Source organism: Oligoflexus tunisiensis (assembly GCF_001748245.1).
Lineage (GTDB): Bacteria > Bdellovibrionota_B > Oligoflexia > Oligoflexales > Oligoflexaceae > Oligoflexus > Oligoflexus tunisiensis.
The window spans coordinates 4,522,966-4,547,434 of record NZ_BDFO01000001.1 but is presented as its reverse complement, the minus strand read 5'-3'; the positions used below and the strand labels follow the sequence as shown (position 1 = coordinate 4,547,434).

Sequence of the window (24,469 nt, the reverse complement as noted above, 5' to 3'; positions counted from 1 at the left end):
AACTGGATTAATGTAGGGTTCAGGAGTTATATTTCCTGTTTGGTAGTTGGTGCGACAGGGCTATAATAGAAAAGTCCATTCATTGCGAGGAGACCATGCGTACAGAACTGCATCAAAAACTTTTGGCCAATGTGATTCTGAGTACGAAGTCTGAGCCTCTTTCGATTAAGCGTCTACGTCATTCGGCAACAACAGGCGGGGCCTTCTTTTATCTCGCAGCCTCATGCGCAGCCGCGCTGGGACTTCTGGCTCTGGCGTTTACGAAGTGGAACCAATCCTTCTAGTAAAATATCCCCGATCCCGCCCTTGGGATCGGGGATGGAGTCACGAACTGCGAACCAGATCCAACACGAATCGTCGGGATGGACGCAGGTATTTCATCGGTTGAGCCGTCAGGCGATCTTCCACAAATCCAAATTTCCCATAGATATGATTGGCCGCTTCAAGTTTTGCGCTGGTGTGCAAAATCAGTGAACGCGCGCCCAATGTTTGCGCCTCCTCCAGGGCTTTTTTCAGCATCAACTGACCGATGCCGCGATTCCGATGCCGGCGCGTCACAGCCATCTTTGCCAGTTCAAAAACTCCGTCCGATAAAGCCATCAACGCGAATGTTCCCACGGTCTCATCACCCAGGCAGGCAAAAACTATCGTGCCACCTTCTTCGAGTATCTGATCCGGCTGATCCAGCATACGCCGGTCTTCATCCTCGATCGTAAAATATTCCGTAAGCCACTCTTCATTCAAGCTTTTAAAAGCCGGAGCCAACTCTTTGGAATAGGGCCTGAATGCGATGTTCAGGTTAAAGTTGCGACGATACCGTTCCTGGACGCGCTTGGAAATAGGTTTTTCCTGGATCATGCGTTCCATGCTTTCCAAAACGCCGAGAATGTCGATATTCAAATCGGCAAACAGCTGTTTAAGCTCCTCTTCCAGAGCCTTCCAAACCGGTTGCAGTTCCGGGATCAAAGCCTCGCCCTTGGCTGAGAGGGTGATCATGCGCTTGCGGGCATCGCGACTGTTGCGGCCGGATTCGATCAGGCCCGCCTCCTCCATCGACTCAATAATTTTAATAATGGCTGGATGGGAAAGGCCGATGCGACTGGCGACTTCGGTCACGGGAAGTTCATGATGTTCCTGCAGAAGATAGAAGACACTGAACCAGCGCGGCTGAAAATTGAGACCAAGACCTGCATAAATCTGCAGACCATCGGCCAGCATCGTATCACCCAGCGTCCTGATGCGGGTCGCCAGTGCGAGATATCCGAGTTCCTTGAGCAGCGTCATCGCTCTCTCCGTGCTCACTTACTTGGAGCGTTCGCTCTTGTCCGTCTTGCCATCCTGATAAAGACCGCTGACACTCACGAGTTGGCCCTTGCCATCACGGTGGAACTGCAGGCGGAAATAATCCACTCCTTCCACGGCAAAGCGATCCGTGTCCAGGGGAATCAAACGATTTTTGCGGGAACCGCGGGTATACGTAAGCTGATCATTTTCCCAGGCGATCACGCGATCCCCATAACGGCCCACATAGGATTGCAGTGTTTCCGGCTTCAAAGTCAAGGGCGAATGCTGGGCCTTCAGTGATTCGAGCGCCCAGCTGATGCGTTTTTTGTCATCAGCATCCTTGCTCTTCTGCAGGAGGTTTTGCAGCGCCATGGTGTGAGCGCGCATCAGGGCTTCTTCCTTGCTGACCTTGACATGCGGCTCCACGCCGGTGCCTTCCCAGTTGGTTTTGGTGATGGGATTGATCGCCCGACCGAAGGGAATCATCGCTCCGAACTTAATATCTTTGAGGTAATGAAAATTCACCGGATGCGCGCCGCCGCCGGTGGTTTCGCCCACGAGCGTCGCCCGTTTGAGATTTTTCAGATTGTAGGAAAACTCCTCGGCCGCGGAAAACGTGCCGCCACTGGTCAGGACGTAGACTTCCTTATCGAGATAGCGTTTGCCTTCCACATGCGCGGACGTCCAGAATTGTTCATGAGAATCGGTCTTGCGCACATAAAATGAATTGAGATGGGTCGGTTGGGCAAGGAGATAGCTCGTCAGGAGCTGAATCATCGACGGGGAACCGCCACCATTGTTCCTGAGGTCAAAGATCAGGGCGCGGGTGTTGGCCATATAATTCATGGCGGCGACGGCTGTGGCGCCACCATATTCGGCTGGCAAAAAACCACGCAGATCAATGTAGCCGATATTGCCGGCGAGGATTTCCAGTTTTTTGAAGCCGAAATTATCCGCCTCCATCGCGGCCACTTCCTTGGCCTGGGCTTCAGGGCTCTGCTCCGGATTTTGCGGTGCTTTTTCCATAAAGAAGAGATTGATGTGCTTGTCCTTGCTGACCGCGATCAGGTCCTCCTTCAGAGTATTCGCGAGAACCTGGGGATCGTCGATGGACTGATAGCGTCCTTCCGCCAGATTTTTCTTCAGAGCGGCTTCCATTTTTTTGGCTGTTTCCGGAAACACATAGGCTTCATTGAATTCCTTGCTGATGACCTCGACAATTTTGGCCTTGTCGAGGCGGGTTTTGGCCGTGCCAATGGAGGGGCTGCTGGTCGAACCCGTCACCAGGACGAGGCCCAAAAATCCGAACCAGAATGAGCATTTAGCTTTAACCATACCAGGATTCCTTACCCAACGTCGTTTTTACGAAACCACATACGTAACCTATTACATATCTTATCGGCCCTTTCCATTGAATTTCAAGAAAATCCTGTATCGCCTGGATTACATGGGATAAAAGGTGGGGAAGCCGGGTGGATCATAGGTTAAGGAGGGTTCAGGCCATGCAGACGAGCGTCAGACGGTGGATCAGCGGGATGGGACTTGGAGTTTTGATCGGCAGCTGCCAGACCACGCAGGACTGGGGTGGGAATCCGGGCAGTCGCGTTTATCTGAGCGGGCGGGGGATCGCGAAGTATCATATTTATGATGGCGTTTCGAAATGTAAAACCGCCTTTGGGCTTGATCCCAAGGCCTTCGGTATGCGGGTCACGGCCGCCTCATCCCAGATCACCAAAAAATTTCCGGGGATGGAGAAAGCCGGTCGACGGAATGGACCGTATGAGACCACCGCGCGTTGCATCCGCGTCCAGCGCCAGGGGACCGATAAGGTGATCGTGGTACGGGCCATTGATATATGCTGTGGCGGTGATCTGAAAAATCCTCGCACGCATCAGCTGGATCTTTCCCGGCAGGCGTTTGAACAGCTCGGCCCGCCAACGCTCGGCAACCTGGCAGTAAGCTGGGCAGTCGTGGACTGCCCGAGTTCCCTGCAGGTCCCGAACGATGCGGCCGTCTGTGATGATAACTATTACTTCAAGCGGTGATGGAGTATGCGCGTGAAGCCTTCGTCACAACGCAGGCTGTGCTCACGACGCGCACGCCTCACGCCTTCGTCACAACGCAGGCCATGTTCACGGCGTGCAAACCTTATTCACGACCCTTGCCGGCGTATGAGCCTCACGCCTTCTTCACAACAGCAGCCATGTTAACTCTGTTGTCGAAGTTGATCCCCATCGCCTGCGCAATCGCGCTGTAATGATGCTTTTCCTTCATCACGGTATTCGGCATCGGAGCGCCTGTGGCCGGATCAAAACCATAGGTCAGACCCGTGGCGGCATCGACGCCACCGAACACGCTATTGCCTTTCACCATGGGCGAGATCACCACCACACCGTTGTTCAGGTGATGACCGCTGCCGCCGCTCGCCACCTTATCGCGACCGAATTCGGTGGCGATATAGATCAGCGAACGATCCCACATCTTGCCTTTGGCGGGATCGCCATCGACGTCAGTGGCTTTAAGAAGATCGATCAAGGCATCCATGCCTTTCAGAATATAACTCCACATCGAGTTCTGCGCCCCGCGATGATCGACGTGTGACCAGTCGAAGGCGATCGGGGCATTGGGCGTACCGGCTGCCGTAATCAAGGGACTGTTGCTCGGACCAACCGAGATGGCATTCGACAGTCCATTTTTCGCCGCCAGAAATCCGAGGGCCAGCCGGGCTTCAAAAGGGTCGGTGGCCATGTTGGGAAATTTCGCGCGGACGAGGTTGATATCAGCTGAAATGTTAAAACCGAACTGGGCCAGGTTATTGGTCGCCGGATCCAGCATCATGAGCTTGGTGACCATATCCCCTTTTTCGAGGGCCTCGACGATACGCTCGCGGTTCACCTGGTAGGAATCCAGAATCCTGGAGCCAGCGAACTGCGCCTGGAAGCGGGACACGGATTCCAACTGATTCCGCAGCTTGCGGGCAGCAGCCATATCCCCCGAACTCATCGCGTTGGTCATGCCTTTGAAACCATGGGTGGCAAAGGCAAACATCAAAGGATCGTTCACCGCCTGCGCGCGGGCGAGGTCGGGAACGGTATCATCATCGCCATGCAGGGCATAGCCACCACCGGCCAGCATCAGGTTGGGCAAGGGGCAGCTTTTACCGAAAGCCAAGGCCACGGCTTCGGCAATGGTGCGACCGCCGTTGATATTGTCACCAGTCATCGAGCGTTTGGCGGCGATGATATGGTTCACACTGGACACTTCGCAGGTCATCACCATCATGTCGGCCCCGTGCTTTTGCACGAAGACCGCCTGATCGTAACCGTTGCCCAGGTCGATCGCGCCTTGAATGCTGTTGGCCAGCGGCGGCACCGTTTTAAACGCGGAACCATTCGGCTGCACGATGTTATTGTAGGCGGCGGGGCCGGTGGGCTGAGCCAGGAAACTGTCGATGATGTTGGCGCCACCAAACGCGCAGATGTTGAAGATATATTTCTTGTCCGCCGCGGCCTGTGCCTGAAGCGGAGAGGATGATCCGGCAAACGCGGCGCCCATGGCAGCGGCACCCCCGGCTTTGAAGATCTGACGACGATCGAATGGATGATTTTTTATTTTCATAAGCCTGCCCTTTTTTTATAAGAAAATGTTTTCCGCACTGGTGGCGATCGCATAGCAAAGGCTCAAGGCGATCTTGTCCCCTGCGGCGGCGGTGGCTCCAAATTCGGCAATGGCCTGGAGCTCAGCAGCTTCCGGATCACGAGCCAGTATGCGCCGATAAAGGTCGGTGGCCTGCTGTTTGATCTGCTCGTCGTTCGGTTTGGCCGCAGTCAGCGGAAAATACTTGAAGACGGTGGCGTTGGCCCCGGCCGCGGCATCGAGTTCCACCCGGCGGCTGCAGGCCGAAAGCACGACGCGGTCGATCGCCACGGAGGTGAGGACCGTGGGCGCCTCCGCGCGTTCATACTGTCCATTCAGAAAGGGTTCGTTGCCACCGAGCACGGTGAGGTGCACTTTGTCGATACAGGAATCCCGGCCGAGTTCCAGACAGACCTGGTCCTTGGTGAGCCCAAGACCTTTGATCAGGCCCGATTCAAACGGGCGATAGCGTTTCCATATCAGGGTTTTTCCCGCCTGTGGCCCGGCTGGCCTTGCGGCACCGGTATCGTTGCCACCTGGAGCGCCGTTGGAATTGCCATCGGCATCGGTTGCGGCCGGGGCATCACCGCCTGATCCACCGCGTTTCAGACGTTTGCTGGTACATTGAACCATCATAAGGCTAAGGCTGATCAAGGTCAGCGTCATAAGTTTTTTCATGGCTGACGTCCTCCAAAGGCCAGGCTATCAATGAAGCGATGCAGCATCTTGTTGACCGAATAGTTTTCGGCTGGCAGTCCCTGCCAGAGGGCATCGTATTCAGCCTTTTCATGGGCCATGGGTTCACGGCTCAGCGCCTGAGTGAACATCATATGAGCGATGTTTTTCTTGAAAGGATCGGAGTTGCGAGCCTTGTCCGCCCAGGCCAGAAGATCGGGAACAGGCGTTCCCAGGATCACACCCTGGCCAGCGTAGTCGGTGCGGTTGGCCCGGAAGGTCCCGTTGGTATTGAATAGCAGGGCCTGGACCGTTTCAATGCCGACATAACTCGAAAACGAATAGGCCAGCGGATCGAGTGTGCTGTGACAGATCGCACAATCCGGTTGGGCCACATTCCGTGCATCCACATCCTGCGGTTCGTTGGCCACCGGCAAGAGACCTTCGCCTTTGGCGATGTCCAGACCGAGGTAGGCGCGATAGACCTGCGACGCCGTGTTGCGCGGCAGATCCGAGAACATGGTATAGAAAGCGAGGAACCACTGGGTGGTCATCATCCCTGCGCGGCGCGCCGGAGCCAGCGGCTGACCGCCGCCGATCACAATGCGTTCCCCAAACTGTGCGGGTTCCTCACGAGCGATGGTTCCTTCCACCTTGGTGCCGTCGGCTGCGATGTGATACTGGGCGGACAAAAGTTCCCGTGCATCCCGATCGCCGGTCATGACGTAAGAAAAGAGTCGGTAGTCATAGCGATAGTCCGCGATCACCACGTTGCCGCCGAAGCCGACCGCTGCGAGGGGCTGGATTTTTTTATCCGCGAGACGATGCAGGGCCTCGTCCTTCCAATAAGGTGTTTCGAGGCAACGGTTCAGTTCCGTATGCAGGAGCGGTTTGGGATCGGCGGCCTTGCGCACGGCCTCGAGTTCCTCGTAGGTGGCAGATTCACCGCAGTACACACCCTTGAGCCGCTTGTAGGCAAAGACCGGATCATAGGTGAGATTCGCTTTGGACTCGGGTTTAATGGTTTTATCTCCAGGGGCGCCGGCATTCAGAATTTCGTCAATGTTCTTGACGCCGTCGGCGTCGCTATCCAGGTTTTCCACCTTATCCAGCGCTTCGAGCAGCACGACATCGATATTACCCGTGAGATTTTTGGCGAGGTCCTCACCATAAGGATTCAGCGTGGGAGCTGTTATATGGCAGATATTACAGGAGGCCTGCTGATTTTCACAGCCCAGTGATTTCGGATACTTTTGACAAAAGATGGCCGTGGATGCAGGGGTCGCCAGCAGGGGCTCTGCGAAAAGCAGAAGCCATAGCCAACCCTTCCTTAAAAGGAGACTCTTCATTTTGTGTGTCCTCACCTGGGCCTAGGGTAAAAATGTCCGTCCTCCACTATCGGAAAGCCCTGATCCCAACTTAAGTTTCCTGAATTTTTTGGTAACCGACCATGGCTGGTATGGAAAAAGGGTAAGGAAGTTCGGAAACTTAGGCTGGGAGCACCGTCCAGGGTTTTGGAGGAATTATAATGCGGAGGTGTCGCTGTCCAGGGCCTGCATACGGCGTAATTCGGTGGAATCCAGATGGGTTCGGCCGTATTCGAGAAGGCTGGCCGTCCTTTCCTCGTCCGACAGATTGGGGAGAGCAGCCAGTCGGGATTTTTCCGCAAGCCAGGCCGCGCGCTTATGCTCCCAGGTCCTGCGTTCCTCTTCCACCGCAGCCAGACGATCGAGGGCATCATCGCCGAAGCGCTGCCGAATCGCTTCCGCGGCTTCGCCATCCAGTGAATCGACCGGCTGGCGCGCGAGGGATTTGATATCAAGCCAGGCAAAGGTTTTTTTGCGGATCTCCCTTTGTTCCGGTGAGAGTATGATTTCCGCCGACTCAAGCGCCGCTTTTTTCTGCTCCGGTGTGAGCTGTGGATTGGTGCTGATCTTCATGCGTTCCAGCTGATAGGCTTCATACTGCTCCTGATCCTGATAAAAAGCTTCCGCCATATCATCTCCGAGATATTCATGGCGCAGATAGCGCCGCTCCGCGAGTACCTCTTCCACCTGGGCAGTCGCATTCAGATCACGGGCCGTCCATTCCTCCGTAAGCCTGGTTTCCGCATCGATCAGGGTCAGATAACGATCGAAGAGGGCCATGGCCTGCTTCACAACCGGCAGCGGATGCAAGGCTTCAAGATGCTGCCGTAGGAGCGCGCGGATGGATTCGGCATCCATGCGTCCGCGGAGACTCAGGTAGTAATCAAACAGCCGGCGCAGGTCGCGATGCAAAACAATCCGACCCTGGCTGTCCACGTGCAGACCACCGTTGACATCGGTGCCGTCCAGCGAAGGATGAGGCGCCGGTGTCGGGCTGGGAGGCTCCGGCCTCGCGGGCGATGGCTCCGGCAGAGCGGGTTCCGCTCCTGGAAGCCCAAGGGGAGCCGGAGGCGGAAGGCTGCTCAGCGTGGAATCCACCGCGGATTTCCTGAAACTTTTGCCGAGCAGCATCAGCCCCAGCACGACGATCGCGACGCCGATCAGCGCGCGCGTCACAGAACGCCGTTTCATTAGTGTCCTGCCTTCTGCAGGCGATTCGCATTTTGAACATAGAGCGAGGGAATATCGATTCCGCTACGAACCAGACCAAAGGCATGATTGACCGCATCAAAATGATTCAAAGGATAAAAGCCTTCGGTCAGCTTGCCAAGAGGATGACCGCAGCTGCGCACGAGTCCATCCCAGATACGCTCGTTGCTCGGGAAGAAGGCTTTGACAACCGGAACCAGGACGGCATCGAGAGGGTCGACGCGATTGGTGACGACGTCCACGCCGCCCCAGGAAAAATAGGCGACGCCATTGACGGTCGCGGGGCCGCTGATGCCCTTATAGATTTTCCCTTTCTCCTGCCGCTCGCAGCTCATCTCGGAAAGAGCTTCGGGAAAACGACGGTTGAAGTCGGCGATAGTTTTGGTGCCGGCGGCCTGCACGAGGTGTTCGGCAATCTGGAGGCCGCGGTATTCACTATTGTAGGCCCCATCACTCGGTCCGGTCGAAAAGATATCGAGAGCCGAGAACACGGTCGAAAGCGAAAGGTTGACGATCCATTTCAGAAATTTATGACGGTTCAGAAAATCGTACAGATTGTCGGCGAACTCGGTGCCTTCATTCATACAGGTGACGCAGTTGACGGAAGCGATCCATTCCGGTTTGAGACTCGCGACGTAACGCGAGGCTGGACCGCCCTGGCTATGGGCGATGAGGTTCACCCGACTCGCACCTGTGAGCGCCAGAATCTGCCGAATGTCTTCCAGCAGTTCCTCGCCTCGACGGATGTTGGAAGCCGAACTGCTCAACTTGGTGACATAAACTTCGGCTCCCTGCCGACGTAGCTCGTCGGTAATACCATACCAGTAGTCCACCACCCCGAGCACATTGTCGAAGGCAAAGGCTCCAGGAACCATCACAATGGGATAACGGGTTTTGGCGTAATCTGCGCTATCAGCACGGACCGGCGTGGACGCGACTGTCGCCATGAACAGACTGATGAGCAAGGATTTCAACCACAGCGTGGTCGGACATGCGGATGAGAATAGTCCCGACATATAATCCCCCTTAGTTAGGCTTATTGCGATCCAGGTTTCCATTAGTAGAAATGTTGGATTTGTTCTATTTCAAGACCTGGGCGTTTGCAATTTCCTTTCGCGCGTTTTCGGATTTTATCAGCTGTCCTGTATACCCTACGCCGAGCCTTCTTGCCGGCTCTCATGCATGTTGTGACCGGGTGAGGGCGTCCCCTGGTCAGCAGCAAAGTCGCATCCTGACACGATTTCCGTGGATGTTCCTGAGCAGGAGTGAACAGGCACTCGCCATAATTCAGTCGATTTCCCAGGCGGGGCGTGCCTTCCAATCGGTAGGAAATTTTGTTTGACGCAGAATGGTTGTTTTTTCACTGTGGGGCAGATAAAAAGCTTTTTACTTTTCCATAAAACCGGGAGTTTTCATGTCCGCTGCTGCATCAACGAAACAAAAAGACGGTGGGTTCCCACCGCAGATCCCGTACATCATCGGAAACGAAGCCTGCGAGCGGTTTTCGTTCTATGGCATGCGTAATATTCTGACAGCTTTTTTGGTGAGTCATCTTTTGGTGGATGTGGTAGCCTCGGATCGCGAAGCCGCTGCCAAGGAAATTTTTCACATTTTTGTGATGGGCGTTTACTTTTTTCCTCTGCTGGGCGGTTGGCTGGCGGATCGCTTTCTCGGAAAGTACCGGACCATTTTTTGGTTGAGTCTTCTTTATTGCGTGGGCCATCTCTGCCTCGCGCTGTTTGAAAGTCAGAAAGCGGGTTTTTACCTGGGTCTCTTTCTGATTGCGCTGGGATCGGGCGGGATCAAACCCTGCGTCTCGTCCTTTGTCGGTGATCAGTTTGATCAAAGCAATAAGGCCAAGGCCAGGGTCGTCTTTGATATCTTTTACTGGGCCATCAACTTCGGTTCGTTCTTCGCTTCCCTGCTGATTCCTTTGATCCTGCAACACTATGGTCCGAGCTGGGCCTTTGGTGTTCCCGGGCTCCTGATGGCTTTGGCCACCTTGGTGTTCTGGCTGGGACGGAAGCAGTATCGCGTGACGCCGCCCGCCCCTTCGGATCCACATTCCTTTATGCGGGTGGTGTACAGTGCGCTTTTCCGTTCGCAAGGCCCACGCTCCGGAACGGTACTGGCATTTATTGGAGTGCTGCTGGCGGTCGTGTCCGTTCTATGCTGGCCGTTCCTCGGTGTGGTGGCTGCGATCTGTCTCGCCCTGGTGGTGCTCATGCTTTTTGGTGGCATAGGGGCCTGGATCCAGTTGGATCAGGCGCGGGCCCTGCATCCGGCTGAGGCCGTGGAAGGCGTGCGGGCGGTGCTGCGGGTGCTCGTGATCTTTGGTTTGGTGACACCCTTCTGGTCGCTCTTTGATCAAAAGGCTTCCACCTGGATTTTGCAGGCGCGCGTGATGGAATTGCCAGGCTGGTCCTGGTTAACCAGCGCGTCCCAGATGCAGGCGCTCAACCCTTTGCTCGTGGTGCTTCTGATCCCCTTCAATAACATTCTGCTCTATCCCTTCCTCGCCCGCCACGGGATCGTCTTTTCACCCTTGCGTCGCATGACCTTCGGTATTGCGCTCTCGGGGGTATCCTGGGTGGTGGTGGGAGCGTTTCAGCTGGCCCTGGACAGCGGCGCCCAGCTTTCCATCCTGTGGCAGGTGCTGCCCTATATTATCCTGACCCTGGCCGAGGTCTTTGTCTCCGCGACGGGTCTGGAGTTTGCCTACAGCCAGGCGCCCACCCGCATGAAGGGGGTGATCATGAGCTTCTGGAGCCTGTCCGTAACCATCGGCAGCCTTTGGGTTCTGCTCGTGAACGCAGGGGTGAAATCGGAGGGTCTGACCCAGGCGGTCAGTGCCGGCGGGATCAGCGTCACCGCCTTCCAGATGTTCTTCTTCGCCGGTTTTGCCTTCGTGGCCGCCGCCGCTTTTGGACTTTATGTGAAGCGCTATCCGGTCGCGGATCATTACCTGAAGGTCTAAATCCCCCCGGCCCCTGCGCGGGCCGCAGTCTTTTCCGGGAATCGCCAGCCCCGAACCCTGCGTCAGGGCTGGATTTTCTGCACCCAACCCTCTGAAGTTCCATCCAAAAAAAAATTTTCTAAAGAAAGCACCCTGTCCTGCCGATCTAAGACGACGGGACCGGGGATTTTCTTCCATAGAACCTTATTGCGAAGGTACATAAGATGATCAAGGTTGGATTGATAGCGATGACTCTCGTCCTCATGACGGCATGCGGTGATTCAGAACCCGTTGCGACCAGCTATAAGAAAAGCATGGCTACGGGCGCGGCGACTCCCGCAACAGGAACGGGAACACCCGCCACCGGAACCGGAACCGGCGATGCCACGGCTCTGAAAGCCCAGGGCGAAACTGTTTATGCTGCCAAGTGCGCTGCCTGCCATGGGGCGATCGCCTCGTCGGCCAAGAAAGGCGCCACTGCCGCCCGTATTACGGCGTCGGCCACCATTACCTTTCATTCCACTGTCACGCCATTTCCAACTGGAACGGATGTCCAGGCTCTGGAAGCGGCGTTAAAGTAGTATCAACCAACTTTGAAATGGTGAACCCGACCTCCGCGCGGAGAGTCGGGTTTCTTGCTTTCAAGGGGAAATGTGAAGCGGGATGGCGTACTGCATGCAATAGCGCTGCCGATGGAATTCATTATCCTAACTAATTTCGCGAGGCGGGCTATGTGTGCTACGTTCAGGAAAAATCGGACCATATAAAAAGGCAATGGACTTCACTTATGGATCAATATCTTCGACCGACCGAATTCTTTGATTTCGAACACCCTCTGGTGCAGACCTTTGCCCGGGACGCCACGGCGGGCCTGGACGATCCGGTGGCCATGGCCCAGGCCTTGTATCTCAGGACCCGCGACGATTTTCGCTATGATCCCTATTCCTTCACCCCGGATCCCAAAACCTTTCGCGCGAGCCATGTGATCGCCTCAGGCATCAGCTACTGCATTCCCAAGGCTGTGCTGCTGGGTGCCGCCGCTCGCGCTGTGGGTATCCCGAGCCGCCTCGGGCTTGCTGATGTCATCAACCACATCTCAGAGCCCCGTTTTGTGGAGAAGCTCCGGTCCCAGGTTTTTGCGATGCATGGTTATATTGAATTGTATTTGGAAGGGAAGTGGGTCAAGGCCACGCCGGCATTTAACGCGGCTCTCTGCCACAAGATGCAGGTGGATGTCCTGGAGTTTAACGGCCGCGACGATTCCATCTTTCAGGCTTATGATACAGCCGGACGACAGTTCATGCAGTATCTGAAGGATTATGGCCAGTTCGAGGATGTGCCGCACGCTTTCATCATCAAAAATCTTCAGGCCGCCTACCCGCATCTGAAGGATCTGCTGCTGTCGGATCAATGGATCGCGCGGGATTAAGACCAGGGCGCGTCAGACGCCCTCAGGGATCGATGCCGGATCAGGGTATGGTCATGTGCCAGCTCATGGCGACTTCATAGGTCTGTTCGGTCGGAAGAACCATAAAGCCAAAGCGCGAGCGGCCGCGGCGATCGTTCAAGGCCTCGTCGTCATCGTCATCATCGAAGCGACGGTCATCTTCCCCACGGTCGCCGTCACGATCGCGGTCGCGGCGCTTCTTACGCAGGGCATCGAGCTTCCGCATATCGAGAGGGTCATAGAGAGCTTCATAGACGCTGAGGCCGTAGAGCCCAATAAAGGCGTAAAGGAAATAGCGCTGCTCCTTCTGAGCATCCTCCACCGCTTTTTCATTGGCATTCAAAAAATTTACGATGAAAGGATTCTGAGCCGCCTGCTGCGGTGTCACATTCCGTGTGGCATCAGTGGCCGCAGCGTTGCCGGAATCGACCTTTTTCATGCGATCGTAATAGAGAGCGAGCGAACCCACCTGGCCGATGGCAAAGGCGGAACCGAAACCGCGATAGCCTTCGGTAAACTGGGGGATTCCAAAGGGCAAAAGATACCAGTACTTATAACGCTGGGATTTGGCGCGACGCTTGTTCATCTTGCCAAAGGCGCGATCCACTGCATTGTCACCATCCCGCGACCGGGAGGCCACCAGTTTGCCATTCTGAAGGACGTTTTCGCTCGTCAGCTCGATATCGGCTTCGGCGTTGTCACTCGAGTCAAACTGCGGACGGAATTTTTCCTCCAGGGTTCCATCCTCAGCCTGCACTTTTGCCGAAAAGAGTAGGGCTGTGCTGAAAAAAATTCCCATGATATTCATGAATTTCCGTCGCATTTTTGTCCCCCCAAGAATGGCGAATCGAACCATTATCGGCATTTCGTGACAAAATCTTGAACGGAAAGTTATCTTACCCGACGGTAACGAATAGCAAATTTGTGTGCAGAACTTTTGAAAATAAAGTTTGCACGCAGGCCAATTCTTACGTCACGGCAGAAAGGGGCAGGGGAATTTCTTCTGGCGTAATCTTACCTGGAAAAACGATCACAAAACCTCGCGCTCAGTGCCGGGTATGACAGGTTTTTTTTCGCTCGCTTCGCGGATCTCAAGCGCCTCCCTCTTCTGCGCGATAAGAGTCATAGCACTAGAGTTCCCTCAACCTGCGTTCCTGTGATCAGCCCTGGTTCAGAGCTAGAGAGAGACGTATTTAGCGGTAGTCTCTTATTTTGGGGAAGGAGTCTGGGCATGCAACATTACAAGGATAAAAGGGTGGCCGTCGTTGCGAGTACGAAGGAGGAAGGTGATATCCTCTTTCATATTCTGCGATCCTTCGGTATCGAGCAGATCAAGGTGATGCTGGATCCTCGCGAGGTCCTGCGACTGGAGCCACAGGAAACCTTTCAGCTCTTCATTCTAAGACATGAAACGCAAGGGTTGACAGGCTTGAGCCTTATGCAGAGGATCCGCGCGAGCGGCCACTACGGGATGGAAAATTATCTGCTTCTGGTGGATTCCGTCACCGAAGCCATGCGGCCACTCTTTGAGGAATTTGATCTTCGTTATGTGCTGCCCAAACCTTTCACGGCTGATCGTATCGCCGGGCGGCTGGAGGCTCTTCTGCGGGCCGAAGCGGATCTCAGTAACTTCGAATTAACCATGCGCAGTGCGCGCGGGGCCTATTATTCCGGGCTTTTAACCATGGCCCGGGAGCTTTGTTTGAGTCTCTTCCGCACCCATGGCTATCAGGAGCGGATCCTCACGCTGCTGGGCGAGATTGCGCTGAAAGAGAAAAAGACCAACGAGGCCCGCAAGTTCTTTACTGCGGCGCTCAAAGTCAATCCCGGCTTCCTGCCGGCCACGCACCGCATGGCGGTCGCTCACATGTATGATCGGAATTTTCAGGAAGCGGCCGCGATGCTCGACGAGCTTTTGCCGCGTAATCCTTTGAATCTGCAGTTGCTTGCGGATTCCGGCCAAGCCAGCTATGAAACCGGAAACTATGACAAGGCCCGGCTCACCATGCTGCACCTGAAGCAGCTGGATGAAAAGGATCGTATGGCTGCGGATGTGCTCGCCAAGGTTGCCATGGCGGAAGGTCGCGTGCTGGATGCCTGCCGCCATCTGCGCAAGAGCCACAGCGATGCGGAACTTGTCCAATTTCTCAACAATGAAGGCGTGCGTTTGTCCAAGGAAAAGGATCTCGACGGCGCGATTCGCATGTATGAACAGTGCCTGGGTGAGGTGCATGACAGCGAATTCGCCCATGCCATCTACTATAACCTGGGGCTGGCGCATGCCAAGCGGCGGGAATCAGGCCAGGCGGCGCAGTATTTCCAGATGGCTCTGGCCCGGAAGCCGGACTTTGTGAAGGCCCAGCAGGCGCTGGCCCGTCTGGAACCTATGGGAGCTTAAAATCGAACTCCTCCTTGAGTGGTTTCAAGGAGGTATTTCCAAAACCTTGGGGCCCTATGGGGCCCCATTTTTTTTTGCAAACTGGCGAGGCAGACTGCCCCGGATTCTGCACACGATAACCCCTAACCTTACCGAATTGTATGGCATGTTGTCCCTGTAATATCCGTGCTTTATAAATTCTGATCAATTGATACTTCGTTCTTCCGATAAAGAATTATAAGTTTTGCTGCACACACGAAGAATTGTCGGGAGCTAGGATGCGCTTTGGACGTTATATCGTAGGGTTGCCGGAACATGGTCCCGGGTTTATCCCGCAGGATCAGGACCCGTTGCGCTCCGGTGTGAAGGCAGCTGATGACAATGTGGAAGTGGATGACAACGGCCCCGCGCATGCGGAAGCCGATGCCATGGTATGATCCCAGACTCTTTTTTTTCCCAATCCTGGGAAGGCCTAAGCTTGCATGGTGGAGGGGGCTGACGTAAGTCAGTCCCTTCGGTTTTTTTTGGACACCCGGCGTCAGCTCATAGCCGCGTGAATCGCACCCGCCAGACAGCGCGCCAGCCGTTCAATCCTCTCCGGGGAGAGGGGGACGTCATCCAGCTGATAATCCGTGAAATCTTCGGCCCAACTGGACAAAAGATGCTTCGGCACATCCAGGGAAATCGAGGGCACGCTGCGAACATGCTGGCCACTCAGAAACGCGGCCGAGGCACAGTAAGGAAAATTTTCAACGACCGGATAACCTTCCGCCTGCAAGGCCCGCTGCACTTCCGCCACCAGCCGCGGATCCGCCCAGCGCTGCCCATGATCATCGCCGGTGATCAGATCGATGCTCCGGCGGTATTTGTGATCCCGGGCTTCCACGAACTGGTTGACATAATCCTCCAGGCGGTGAAAGGAAACGGGCAGGATATAGCGTGTGCCGTTGCCATCGATCGGACAAAAGCTGGCCATCGTATGCACATCGATAAGATAACGAGCCGCGCCGGAGCGAATGCTGGCGTAGAGTTCGTCCACCCGGCGCAAGGTCTGCTGGTGCAGCTCCAGAAACCGCTCTTTGAGTTCAACAAAGAGGGCCGTCGGCAGGCAGGCGCGCAGACAGTGGTCCATAAGGCGACCCCCGTCAATGATGGCGCGCGGGTAGTTCACACAAATGACCTGGCACGGGATATCATAGCGTCGCGCCAGGTTGTGGGCTATGGCATGGGCCAGTTCATCAGCCCCCACATCGCGTTCAATCGCCAAATATGTTTCAAATAACGGCCAGACTGCTTGTAAAAGCGCATCCGATTCTATCGCCGGGAATGCATCCAGGAAGTCCTTGGCGTCTGCACCATGCGGTGATATCAAAAGCACCCGGGTGGGGCCGCCTGCTGCGTAGGTGGTTTCTTTCAAACTTTGGTAGGTCATAGGGTCTGGGTCTCTCCCCGATCTATGGCTTGTATCTTAACATGGGTCAGCGGTCCATGCTATGGTGATCGCTGCATGATAACCTGAAGGAGAATGCGGTTGGAACTGATTCATCATTGTCGGCGCGAGGTCTTCAAAGGACTCTGGGCTCATTATAGCGAGCTGGTACCGGATGTGCCGAGGCTGATTCAGGCTTTCGAGGCGCGCGGCGAGGACTGGACCGAAGATCATGTCGCTTATCGCACGCTGCCCGGTGAATTCACCGGCGCCCACATACTGCAAGGCGTTTTTGAAGCGCTCGGTTACTCCCGCAAGGATGATTATTTCTTCGAGGCCAAGCAATTGAAAGCCTTCTGGCTCTGCCCACCGGATGTGCAAGGCCATACCCGGGATGCCTCGCCCAAGATTTTCGTTTCGGAATTGATACCTACGAAATTCTCGTCGGAATTTCAGGAAGTCATCCGGCGTCTGACCTCGCAGGTCACCGCTTCGCCTTTGCGTCGCATCCAACAGCTGCGCGATCAAGTGAAAGGCGGCAGCCAGGAGGCAGCGGATCAGCTGATACGCGAATGCGTGGCGTTGCTCACGACGTTCCCCTCCTGGAGCCGTCCGAGCCTGCACGACTATGAAGTGCTGAAGAAGGAAAGCGAATACGCGTCGTGGACCATGCTCTATGGCCATCAGATCAATCACTTCACCGTGAGCGTGCACCTCCTCCAAGGCTTCAAGGACATCAGGGAAGTCGCCAGCTTCCTGGAGAAGGATTTGAAGGTGCCGATGAACCATTCCGGTGGCATAGTCAAGGGCACACCGGATCTTCGCTTGGAACAGATTTCCACCATGGCTGTGGACAGGGATTACGAATTCCAGGAGGGCGTGGAAAAGGTGCCCTACGGTTTCGTTGAATTCGCCTACCGTTATCCCTTGCCTGGCAAGCAACACGACGGCCAATGGCAATCCTACTATCAAGGTTTTGTGACGTCCAACGCCGACAAGATTTTTGAATCCACCTTCAAATAACGCAAAAAGGCCTCGGTTTTTGACACCGAGGCCTTACCATTGCGACCCAAGCTTGTTTCCAGCTTGAATGTTCCGACGAATCCTACTTCACATCCTTGCAACAACGAAAGCTCAGATGATAGTTCGCGTGACTATCAGGGTGACGTAAACGTGTGCCGTGCCAGTAAGGGGCGCGCCAACGGCAGTGATCCGGATGTGCCTGGTATTTATCCCAGATAAACCAGCTGCCTTTCATTTCCGTATAACCGAGGTCCTTGCTGCCTTTGCTGGCCATTTCCTCGGGTTTGGTCGGCAGATTCATATGTTCCGCGGCGTTTCCATGCAGATCGAAGACTTCAAGTCCGCTTTTGCATTCCAGGAAAGCACCGACCGGATAGGTGTTGGATCCACAGCGTTTCCAGTCTCCACCGTTGCAGCCGTTGTCCTTGGTGGAGTTCATGCCGCAAATACCCTTCTTGCGTTCCTTGCCGTAAGAGTAGACCTTGTTTTGATCCGCCACCCGGTTGTGGGCGAGGCGTCGCTGCCTGATTTTGTTTTCGGGCGACGCATCCTTGAAGCTGTCGAAAGCGTAGTCCGGCTCTTCCAGAGCTCCGGCGCAGGCCCCTTCCCACTCATGCGCATCACAGATGCGTTTACCGATGGAGCTGCAGATATCCGCGGCTTCCACCGCGCGCGTCCAGACCACGGGATATTCACAAGGCACATTGGGGAATTCAAACTGGTCGATGCACACTTTAGCATCTTCCGGCTTTTCCTTGGCGGGATTATAAAGGGGAGCCATGTAAGGAGCACCGCAGATTTTTTCAAACTGCGGGTTTTCGAAAGTGACGCCTGCTTTTTTTGCATTGGCGAGACACTGTTCGGTGGTGATCGGATGTTTGGTGACCGCAGGATTGCCCTGACCTATTTGAGCCGAGCGGCTGCGGAACTTTTCGAGGACCTTCTTATAGTCCTGAATCAGAGTCTCACGCTCCGCCGCAGCCAGGGGCGATGCCCACAAAGCGATCAGAGCCAGGCAAGAGAAAATAAGCCGCAGCATCATATCTGTCTCCTTGAACGAACAGCGAGGGCCGGAACACTGTCATCCATCATAACCAATTCGTCGCATGCAGGTCCAGTTGGCTTGGATGAAGTGCACAGGACTTGCATCCCGCGTCCCTTTCGATGTACCTAGGGAGGGTGGACCCTGGGAACCCCAGCCACTTGATGACCTTCACTCGCATTGAGGAGCCTCTATGAAACTTTTTGCTGCCCTGTTCGCTGTTGCGACCCTTGCCACTCAGCCCCTGGCTGCACAAAGCAGTGGGCGACCCACGCAGATGGTGATCCAGGCCGGGATCGATGAGGGCGGTCTGGCGCTCGGCGGAGATTTTTTGGTGAATGACACCGCCACGGAGAGTTATGGTGGTTATCTGCGTCTTTATTCCAAGGATGAAGACAAGGGGGCTCCGGCGATCTTTGCGCTCGGCGCATCGGGACGTGGGCATGTGAAGGTTGGCATTTTTGAATATTATTTGTCGCCGGGGTTTGGCCTCATTCACTATAACCTCGATGAAACGGAACTGCTCTTTGGGCCGACACTCACCTATGGACTGACGGCGGATATCGATCCTTACATCGGTCTGGGTGTGGAGAACACGAAACTTTATAGCTGGATGGGCGAACACAAGGGCCTCATCAAGGACACGTTCCTGGCCCATGTGCGTTTCCGTCTGTGAGAATTTTTTATGCACTTCGGTCGCGTTCAGGATGATCGCGGTCTGGATCTCGCGCTGCCGGATCCAAGGCCCCGCACTTTGGGCTTTTTGAAATTGGGTCATCAGGGCCGTGGCCTGATCCGCTGCGGCGCTCCCGTCTGGGTCTGCAAGGAATGGCTCGGCACGGTTTATCCCGAGACGGCCCGGCCTTCGGAATATCTTTCCGCCTATGCGCAGCATTACAACTGTGTGGAATACAACGGGAGCTTCTATCACCTGCCGCAGGCGCATCAGGTGGAAGGCTGGGTGAACCAGGTGCCGCCGGGCTTTTCCTTCTGTCCCAAAGTTCCCCAGGATCTTTCCCATAAAATGCATCAGGCGCTGGATCACGAACTTCTGCAGCGGTTCAAACGCGTCTGCGAATGGTTTGGCGATCACCTTGGCCTTTGCTTCATGCAACTGCCGGACTGGTTTGCGCCCACGCATTTTCCGGCTCTGAAGCAATTCATCGAAGCCTGGGGGAATGCGTTTCCGCTCGCCATTGAATTTCGGCACCCGGACTGGTTTCGCGATCATATGCTGGCCGATCCGGTGATCAATCTCCTCTTCAAAGCGAACATCGCCACGGTCATCACCGACAGCCCCGGACGGCGGGATGTGGTGCACATGTCCCTGACGCAACCGAAGCTGATGGTGCGGTTTCTCGGCTGTTTTCCCTCGCGGCGGGATGATCAGCGCGTGCGGGCGTGGATGGATCGGCTGTCGGAATGGGCGGCGGCGGGCATGGATGAGATCTATTTCTTTGCCCATCAGGAGCGGCACGGGGCGATACCGCAGACTGTGGATTTCGCGCTGCGGTATCTCTATGAAAAGAACTATTTCAGAATGAAGGAAGCCGAAACGCCTTCATATGGGGATATCGCATCGGTCCAGCCGGATTTGTGATCCCCGCGATGGCGCACGCGATAGGTGCCCGGCGCGGCGCCTTCGGTGTGCCAGGTGATGGTGATCCTGGAGTTGGCAATGCCGCTGCGTTCCCAGCGATAGGTCGTGTCAGGATCCCAATCGTAGCGCACGGGCAAATACACACCGTTCTCCAGTTTTTCGATGATCAGGAAGGTATCCTGCGTGCGGTAGTCGTTGTTGGGATGCGCACCCCAGAATTGCACGCTGACGGTGGCGCCGCGTGGGTAGGATGCCTGCGGCTGGGTGATGACCTCACCATATTTTTTTCCCCAGGGTTTATCATCAAGAACGACCTTGGCGGTCAGGTCCACGGCATGACCGGTGACATCCGGCGGCGTGGGGCCAGGATCGACGGCCGTGCCTTGCACGATGGCGCGCGAGAGCTTCACGAATTCCTGCTGAAATGCAGCCTGCTGATGCGGGCCAAAGAGGGTGGCGGCACCTTCATACCATTGCTTGGCGTATTCCTCGCGAGTCGCGAGATAGGAGGCATAGGAGTTGGCGAGGCTGCTGATCACCCCATAACGGACTCCGAGAGGAGCGAGTTCATTCAGGACGGCCTTGCGGAAGCGACGACCGGACATCGTGGTGACTTCCGCTGGGACGGCAATCAAGGCCACACTTCCTATTTTGATGATTTGCAGCGGCATGATCTGTGGGGTCATGGTCGGGCCGTTGATATTCACATGCGCGATGCCGGTGGGAATCAGAACCGGCTTTTCCGCATGACAGGCCTTGTAGTTGGGATCACTCGTGTCGGTCCAGATCAGCGAAAAGAAACCGCCCAGGATTTTGCTGAGGGCGGCTTTTCCTGCGTTTTCGCTCCAGGCGAGGCTGTCGACGGTGGTACCGTTCGGAAAGAGCGGCGCTGGGCTGGGATTATCATAAGGACTGCCTGCGGAAAAGGAGGCCCCCATGCCGGCCGCACAGGTGTGGGTTTGGGCGCTGGCCACCTGCAGTGTGCGCATGTCGACCCATTCATGGCGATAGTCGATGGCACCAGTGACTGTTTCGGTGGCGCTATCAAAAAGTTCGCGCGCCTTGTAATACTGCTTGAGCACGGCGTTGCTTAAACTTTTATTCGTGCTGAGGGTCAGATCCGGTGGCGCCTGACCAAAGCCGATGTTGGGGGTGATGTCGCCGGCATTGGCCTGGGCAAAGGCGCCGACAAAGGTTTTGGCGGCGAGGTAGTTGGTGCCGTGATCCTTTTCGAAGAGATACGAAGCCCAGCCTTTGTTATCGGCGGTGATCAGGTGGTTTCCCGGGCCAATGCTATCGGGGTGAACGGCGAACCAGTTGGCCATGCCGATGGCCTCGCCGTGGCGGTTGACGAATTTGAGGAGGGTGAAGGTGCGATCGGTGTTGCTCGCATACTGCGCGCGTTCCTCGGCTGGATTGTTGTTATAAGCTTCCACGGCCCGGTTGCCACCCACCCCATCGAGTGTGCCTTCGTTGATGAGGATGCGGCCGGGTTCCAGATTGTTGTGCGCGTTGAGGATGGAGAGATAAATGCCGTTCACGATGGTTTCAAAGTGGCGTTTGATAAAACCATTGATGGTGAAGTCGTAGAGGAAATAACCGGAGTAACCACCGGGGCCGCCGTGGGTGTGCGTGGCGGAGAGCAGAATATTTTGTTCGTTGTAATAGCGCGCGAGTTCGGGATTCTGCGCGATTTTTTCGGCGACTTTTCGTTTGACCATCTGAAACATCATGCCGAGATCCGCGCTGACAAAGACCACGCGTTTGTTCGTATCGCCAACAATGTAGGCCCGGGAACGCAGGCGGGTGTGGATGCCGGCGGTTTTCTGGTCGCCCACGGCAAAGCCCATCATGACGATTTCAGCCGCGGGACCGGTGATGTCGTATATCCCTGTACCGATCAGATATTCGCCGCTGGTTTCAAGGGCTTGAGGGGTTGATGCGGACGGGCCGCAGGCCATGGCAAGACACAGGCATACGGCGATGAGCGCGCGTTTCATGGAGCCTCCGACTGGGGTCGTGGATGTTCTGCTCACGTTTATGCGCGGATGGACGGGAAAAGCCAATGGATGTTTTTGAGGGGCTGGGGGAATTTGATCAGGGCGCCCATGCGGGCGTGACGAAGGGGGCTGCGTGGGGCGAGGCCGCCCGTGGACGGCCACTCAAATTGAATCAAGCGTGCGGCTGGTCAGGCTGCTGCTGCTGCTGCTGGTGTTGCTGCTTCATGCTCTGCTCGTAGAGCTGATCGAAGTTGATCGGAGCGAGGACCAGCGGAGGGAAGCTGCCCTTGAGGCAGAGACTGTCCACAGTTTCGCGCAGGTATGGGAAAAGAATGGTCAAACAGAATGTACCCATCAGGCGGCGCAGGTTTTCACCTTCCAGGCCCTTGATTACAAAAATGCCGGCCTGCTCGACTTCGATGACGAAGGCGTTCTTCTCACCGTTTTTGGCCGTAATGGTCATTTCCAGGGAAACTTCGTAAGCCGACTCGGCGATCTTACGGTTCCGGGTTTGCATTTCGACATTGACCTGAGGCTTCCAGTTTTGGCCGAATACTTCGACAGGATTAGGCGATTCGAAGCTGAGGTCTTTGACATAAATTCTCTGCAAGGCTACTTGTATTTCCTGGTCAGCCATGTCTACTCCTGCTAAATGTCGGGCTGCTGCTCCCTACTGAGCGGACGCTCACAGTAGCTGATGACCGGCGTTTGGGAAAGAGTTTTTTACCCCGGACCGGTTGTCCGTCGGATAGGGGGAGTGATTCTGACGGCTCTTGCATGAGGGGGAAACTCGAACGTGAAAAGCGGGACCTGGAAAGATGCGTTTATCGCCAAACTGTCCGCAGGAACCGGCTGGGCCCTGGCTCTTCTGATCCTTTGGCTCGGCTTCGTCTTTCATCTTTGGATCGCTGCCTATTTTCCCCTCGTAAATGATGAAGCGTATTACTGGGACTGGGGACAAAGGCTGCAGCTCAGTTACTATGATCACCCACCCGGCATCGCCTGGGTCACAGCGCTCAATGCGAAGGTGGGCAGTGGTTTGTTAAGCGTGCGCCTGCTCATTCCGTTTCTGCATGCATGGGCTGCATTTTTTCTTTTGCTTTGTCTGAGGGAAATCCATCCTGCCTGGCGGTCGCGTGATCTCATGCTGCTCGCCCTGGCGACTCTCATCCTGCCAGGCTTTGGACTGCTCGGGATTTTTGCATTACCGGACGCCGGTCTTTATCCCTGCCTCACCGCTGCATTGTGGTTGACGCTTCGCTATCGACGCCAGGAACGTCTCAGCGCGAATCAGGGTTTGGCCTGGGGCTTTGTTTTGGGTCTGGCGGGAATTTTCAAATATCATGCGCTGCCCATGGGTTTGGGACTGGGCGCGGCTCTGTTCTGGTTACGGCGTGGACGGGCGCGAACGGATCTGATGTTTTGGTTGAACGCCTTGGGCATGGGCCTTTTGGTGACCACACCGGTGTGGGTCTGGAACCTTCAGCATGATTGGGCCTCGATCCGATTTCAAACGCGACAGGGCTTCGGTGATCTGAAGTGGTTTTGGGAAGGACCTCTGCGCACGATCCTCGGCCTTCTCCTGTTTCTCACACCCTGGTTTGCCTGGCTCATGATCAAGACCATGCGTCGTCTGATGCGGGAGCGCGAGCGATTTCCCCAGGGTGTGCCCTTGATTCTTTTGTCCAGCTGCCTGCCTTTGATCATTCTGCTCGCGGGACTCAGTTTCGTGAAACCCGTGCGCTTGCATTGGATGATGCCCGGCTTTTGGCTGCTGCTGCCCGCCCTCGTGGCTCTTTATGGTGAGACTCTGGCCCGTTCCAAACGCAGCTGGATACTCGCCGTGCTGCTGAGCGTTCTGCTGCCGAGTCTTCTGGCTCGCCGCGATGTGCGAAGAAATCTTCTATCCATGCTGAGCGACCGGGATACTCCACTCACGGAATTGACACTGTGGTCAGATCTTAACAACGGCCTGCAGACGATCAGGCAACCGATTTTGCAGAAACTGCCCGCACACTGTCCGGTCGACGGCTATCTTGCGGGTCAGCGCTGGTATATCGTGGCCCAGTTGCACTTTTTGAATCAACGTATGCCGGTCATTTCCCTGGATCGGCAGCATCCCTCGTTTTATACGTTTCGCGATGTCGGTCGGGATTGGGTGGACTGTCCGGTGACGCTGGTGATTCCGGAAGCGAATTATCGGAAGGCGGACTATGAGGATCTGATCATGATCAAAACGGTGACACCCATTCCCCTGCAGCGGCATCCGACTGTGAATTATCTGGCGGTCACCGGGCGTCTGATCGCACCGCCGGAGCAGGTTTTGCAGTCCTTGTGAAACAGCAATCAAGTGCAACATGAGTTTGGCAGGATCAAGGACCTGCGCTATAGAGTCAAATGGAGAAAACCTGTGGAGTGGGGTTA

The 24,469-nt window shown here is 55.5% G+C and carries 23 protein-coding genes; 11 read left to right on the top strand and 12 right to left on the bottom strand.

The window, feature by feature from the left end; translation table 11 throughout:
• The first annotated feature begins 95 nt into the window (after positions 1–95).
• The gene (locus OLTU_RS18800; RefSeq protein WP_141734304.1) at positions 96–284 is read left to right on the top strand and encodes a hypothetical protein; all 189 of its coding nucleotides are present in this window, start codon (positions 96–98) and stop codon (positions 282–284) included.
• 40 nt (positions 285–324) lie between these two features.
• Here the strand turns inward: OLTU_RS18800 and OLTU_RS18795 are convergent, their stop codons facing one another.
• Together OLTU_RS18795 and OLTU_RS18790 are read right to left on the bottom strand one after the other, a co-directional pair.
• Positions 325–1,284: a bifunctional helix-turn-helix transcriptional regulator/GNAT family N-acetyltransferase gene (locus OLTU_RS18795; RefSeq protein ID WP_141734303.1), complete on the bottom strand. Its 960-nt coding sequence runs from the start codon at positions 1,282–1,284 to the stop codon at positions 325–327.
• Between the two features lie 18 nt (positions 1,285–1,302).
• Positions 1,303–2,619, bottom strand: a complete 1,317-nt coding sequence (locus tag OLTU_RS18790; RefSeq protein WP_141734302.1) for a S41 family peptidase — start codon at positions 2,617–2,619, stop codon at positions 1,303–1,305.
• 167 nt (positions 2,620–2,786) lie between these two features.
• Between OLTU_RS18790 and OLTU_RS18785 the strand changes: the two genes are divergently transcribed.
• A complete protein-coding gene (locus OLTU_RS18785) occupies positions 2,787–3,329 on the top strand; it encodes an expansin family protein (protein WP_141734301.1) in 543 nt (180 codons plus the stop codon).
• 133 nt (positions 3,330–3,462) lie between these two features.
• On the opposite strand, the gene OLTU_RS18780 is transcribed toward OLTU_RS18785, so the two are convergent.
• The 5 genes from OLTU_RS18780 to OLTU_RS18760 form a co-directional block, all read right to left on the bottom strand.
• Complete coding sequence (locus tag OLTU_RS18780) at positions 3,463–4,902, bottom strand: DUF1501 domain-containing protein (protein WP_141734300.1); 1,440 nt, start codon at positions 4,900–4,902, stop codon at positions 3,463–3,465.
• 15 nt (positions 4,903–4,917) lie between these two features.
• Complete coding sequence (locus OLTU_RS18775) at positions 4,918–5,598, bottom strand: hypothetical protein (RefSeq protein WP_141734299.1); 681 nt, start codon at positions 5,596–5,598, stop codon at positions 4,918–4,920.
• The gene (locus OLTU_RS18770) at positions 5,595–6,944 is read right to left on the bottom strand and encodes a hypothetical protein (RefSeq protein WP_141734298.1); all 1,350 of its coding nucleotides are present in this window, start codon (positions 6,942–6,944) and stop codon (positions 5,595–5,597) included. The genes OLTU_RS18775 and OLTU_RS18770 overlap by 4 nt, the downstream gene beginning before the upstream one ends.
• Before the next feature lie 174 nt (positions 6,945–7,118).
• Positions 7,119–8,153 (bottom strand): lipase secretion chaperone, encoded by a 1,035-nt coding sequence (locus tag OLTU_RS18765; RefSeq protein WP_141734297.1) that lies wholly within the window; start codon positions 8,151–8,153, stop codon positions 7,119–7,121.
• Positions 8,153–9,187 carry a lipase family alpha/beta hydrolase gene (locus OLTU_RS18760; protein ID WP_176736757.1) on the bottom strand — a complete coding sequence of 345 codons (1,035 nt, stop codon included), beginning with the start codon at positions 9,185–9,187 and terminating at the stop codon, positions 8,153–8,155. The genes OLTU_RS18765 and OLTU_RS18760 overlap by 1 nt, the downstream gene beginning before the upstream one ends.
• A gap of 398 nt (positions 9,188–9,585) precedes the next feature.
• Between OLTU_RS18760 and OLTU_RS18755 the strand changes: the two genes are divergently transcribed.
• From OLTU_RS18755 to OLTU_RS18745, 3 genes are all read left to right on the top strand, one after another.
• Positions 9,586–11,148, top strand: coding sequence for a POT-type proton-dependent oligopeptide transporter (locus tag OLTU_RS18755; protein WP_141734295.1), 1,563 nt, complete (start codon positions 9,586–9,588; stop codon positions 11,146–11,148).
• A 203-nt stretch (positions 11,149–11,351) separates the two neighbouring features.
• Positions 11,352–11,708 (top strand): c-type cytochrome, encoded by a 357-nt coding sequence (locus tag OLTU_RS18750; protein WP_141734294.1) that lies wholly within the window; start codon positions 11,352–11,354, stop codon positions 11,706–11,708.
• Positions 11,709–11,914: 206 nt separating this feature from the next.
• Positions 11,915–12,556: a transglutaminase-like domain-containing protein gene (locus tag OLTU_RS18745; protein WP_141734293.1), complete on the top strand. Its 642-nt coding sequence runs from the start codon at positions 11,915–11,917 to the stop codon at positions 12,554–12,556.
• A gap of 40 nt (positions 12,557–12,596) precedes the next feature.
• On the opposite strand, the gene OLTU_RS18740 is transcribed toward OLTU_RS18745, so the two are convergent.
• The gene (locus OLTU_RS18740) at positions 12,597–13,397 is read right to left on the bottom strand and encodes a hypothetical protein (protein ID WP_141734292.1); all 801 of its coding nucleotides are present in this window, start codon (positions 13,395–13,397) and stop codon (positions 12,597–12,599) included.
• A gap of 408 nt (positions 13,398–13,805) precedes the next feature.
• Between OLTU_RS18740 and OLTU_RS18735 the strand changes: the two genes are divergently transcribed.
• Both OLTU_RS18735 and OLTU_RS31980 read left to right on the top strand, forming a co-directional pair.
• A complete protein-coding gene (locus OLTU_RS18735; RefSeq protein ID WP_141734291.1) occupies positions 13,806–14,972 on the top strand; it encodes a tetratricopeptide repeat protein in 1,167 nt (388 codons plus the stop codon).
• Between the two features lie 257 nt (positions 14,973–15,229).
• Complete coding sequence (locus tag OLTU_RS31980; protein WP_176736755.1) at positions 15,230–15,388, top strand: hypothetical protein; 159 nt, start codon at positions 15,230–15,232, stop codon at positions 15,386–15,388.
• Positions 15,389–15,489: 101 nt separating this feature from the next.
• Here the strand turns inward: OLTU_RS31980 and OLTU_RS18730 are convergent, their stop codons facing one another.
• Positions 15,490–16,383: an N-formylglutamate amidohydrolase gene (locus OLTU_RS18730; protein WP_141734290.1), complete on the bottom strand. Its 894-nt coding sequence runs from the start codon at positions 16,381–16,383 to the stop codon at positions 15,490–15,492.
• Positions 16,384–16,482: 99 nt separating this feature from the next.
• Between OLTU_RS18730 and OLTU_RS18725 the strand changes: the two genes are divergently transcribed.
• The gene (locus tag OLTU_RS18725; RefSeq protein ID WP_176736754.1) at positions 16,483–17,403 is read left to right on the top strand and encodes a DUF1338 domain-containing protein; all 921 of its coding nucleotides are present in this window, start codon (positions 16,483–16,485) and stop codon (positions 17,401–17,403) included.
• 82 nt (positions 17,404–17,485) lie between these two features.
• On the opposite strand, the gene OLTU_RS18720 is transcribed toward OLTU_RS18725, so the two are convergent.
• The gene (locus OLTU_RS18720) at positions 17,486–18,445 is read right to left on the bottom strand and encodes a hypothetical protein (RefSeq protein WP_141734288.1); all 960 of its coding nucleotides are present in this window, start codon (positions 18,443–18,445) and stop codon (positions 17,486–17,488) included.
• A 193-nt stretch (positions 18,446–18,638) separates the two neighbouring features.
• Between OLTU_RS18720 and OLTU_RS18715 the strand changes: the two genes are divergently transcribed.
• The gene (locus OLTU_RS18715) at positions 18,639–19,121 is read left to right on the top strand and encodes a hypothetical protein (RefSeq protein WP_141734287.1); all 483 of its coding nucleotides are present in this window, start codon (positions 18,639–18,641) and stop codon (positions 19,119–19,121) included.
• Between the two features lie 9 nt (positions 19,122–19,130).
• Entirely contained in the window at positions 19,131–20,045 is a 915-nt protein-coding gene (locus OLTU_RS18710) for a DUF72 domain-containing protein (protein WP_141734286.1), read from the top strand.
• Here the strand turns inward: OLTU_RS18710 and OLTU_RS18705 are convergent.
• Together OLTU_RS18705 and secB are read right to left on the bottom strand one after the other, a co-directional pair.
• Complete coding sequence (locus OLTU_RS18705; protein WP_141734285.1) at positions 19,976–22,045, bottom strand: neutral/alkaline ceramidase; 2,070 nt, start codon at positions 22,043–22,045, stop codon at positions 19,976–19,978. The genes OLTU_RS18710 and OLTU_RS18705 overlap by 70 nt on opposite strands.
• Before the next feature lie 172 nt (positions 22,046–22,217).
• Positions 22,218–22,682 carry a protein-export chaperone SecB gene (gene secB / locus OLTU_RS18700; RefSeq protein ID WP_141734284.1) on the bottom strand — a complete coding sequence of 155 codons (465 nt, stop codon included), beginning with the start codon at positions 22,680–22,682 and terminating at the stop codon, positions 22,218–22,220.
• A 159-nt stretch (positions 22,683–22,841) separates the two neighbouring features.
• Here secB and OLTU_RS18695 point away from each other — a divergent pair, with 159 nt between their 5' ends.
• The gene (locus OLTU_RS18695) at positions 22,842–24,383 is read left to right on the top strand and encodes an ArnT family glycosyltransferase (protein WP_141734283.1); all 1,542 of its coding nucleotides are present in this window, start codon (positions 22,842–22,844) and stop codon (positions 24,381–24,383) included.
• The last annotated feature ends 86 nt before the right edge of the window (positions 24,384–24,469 follow it).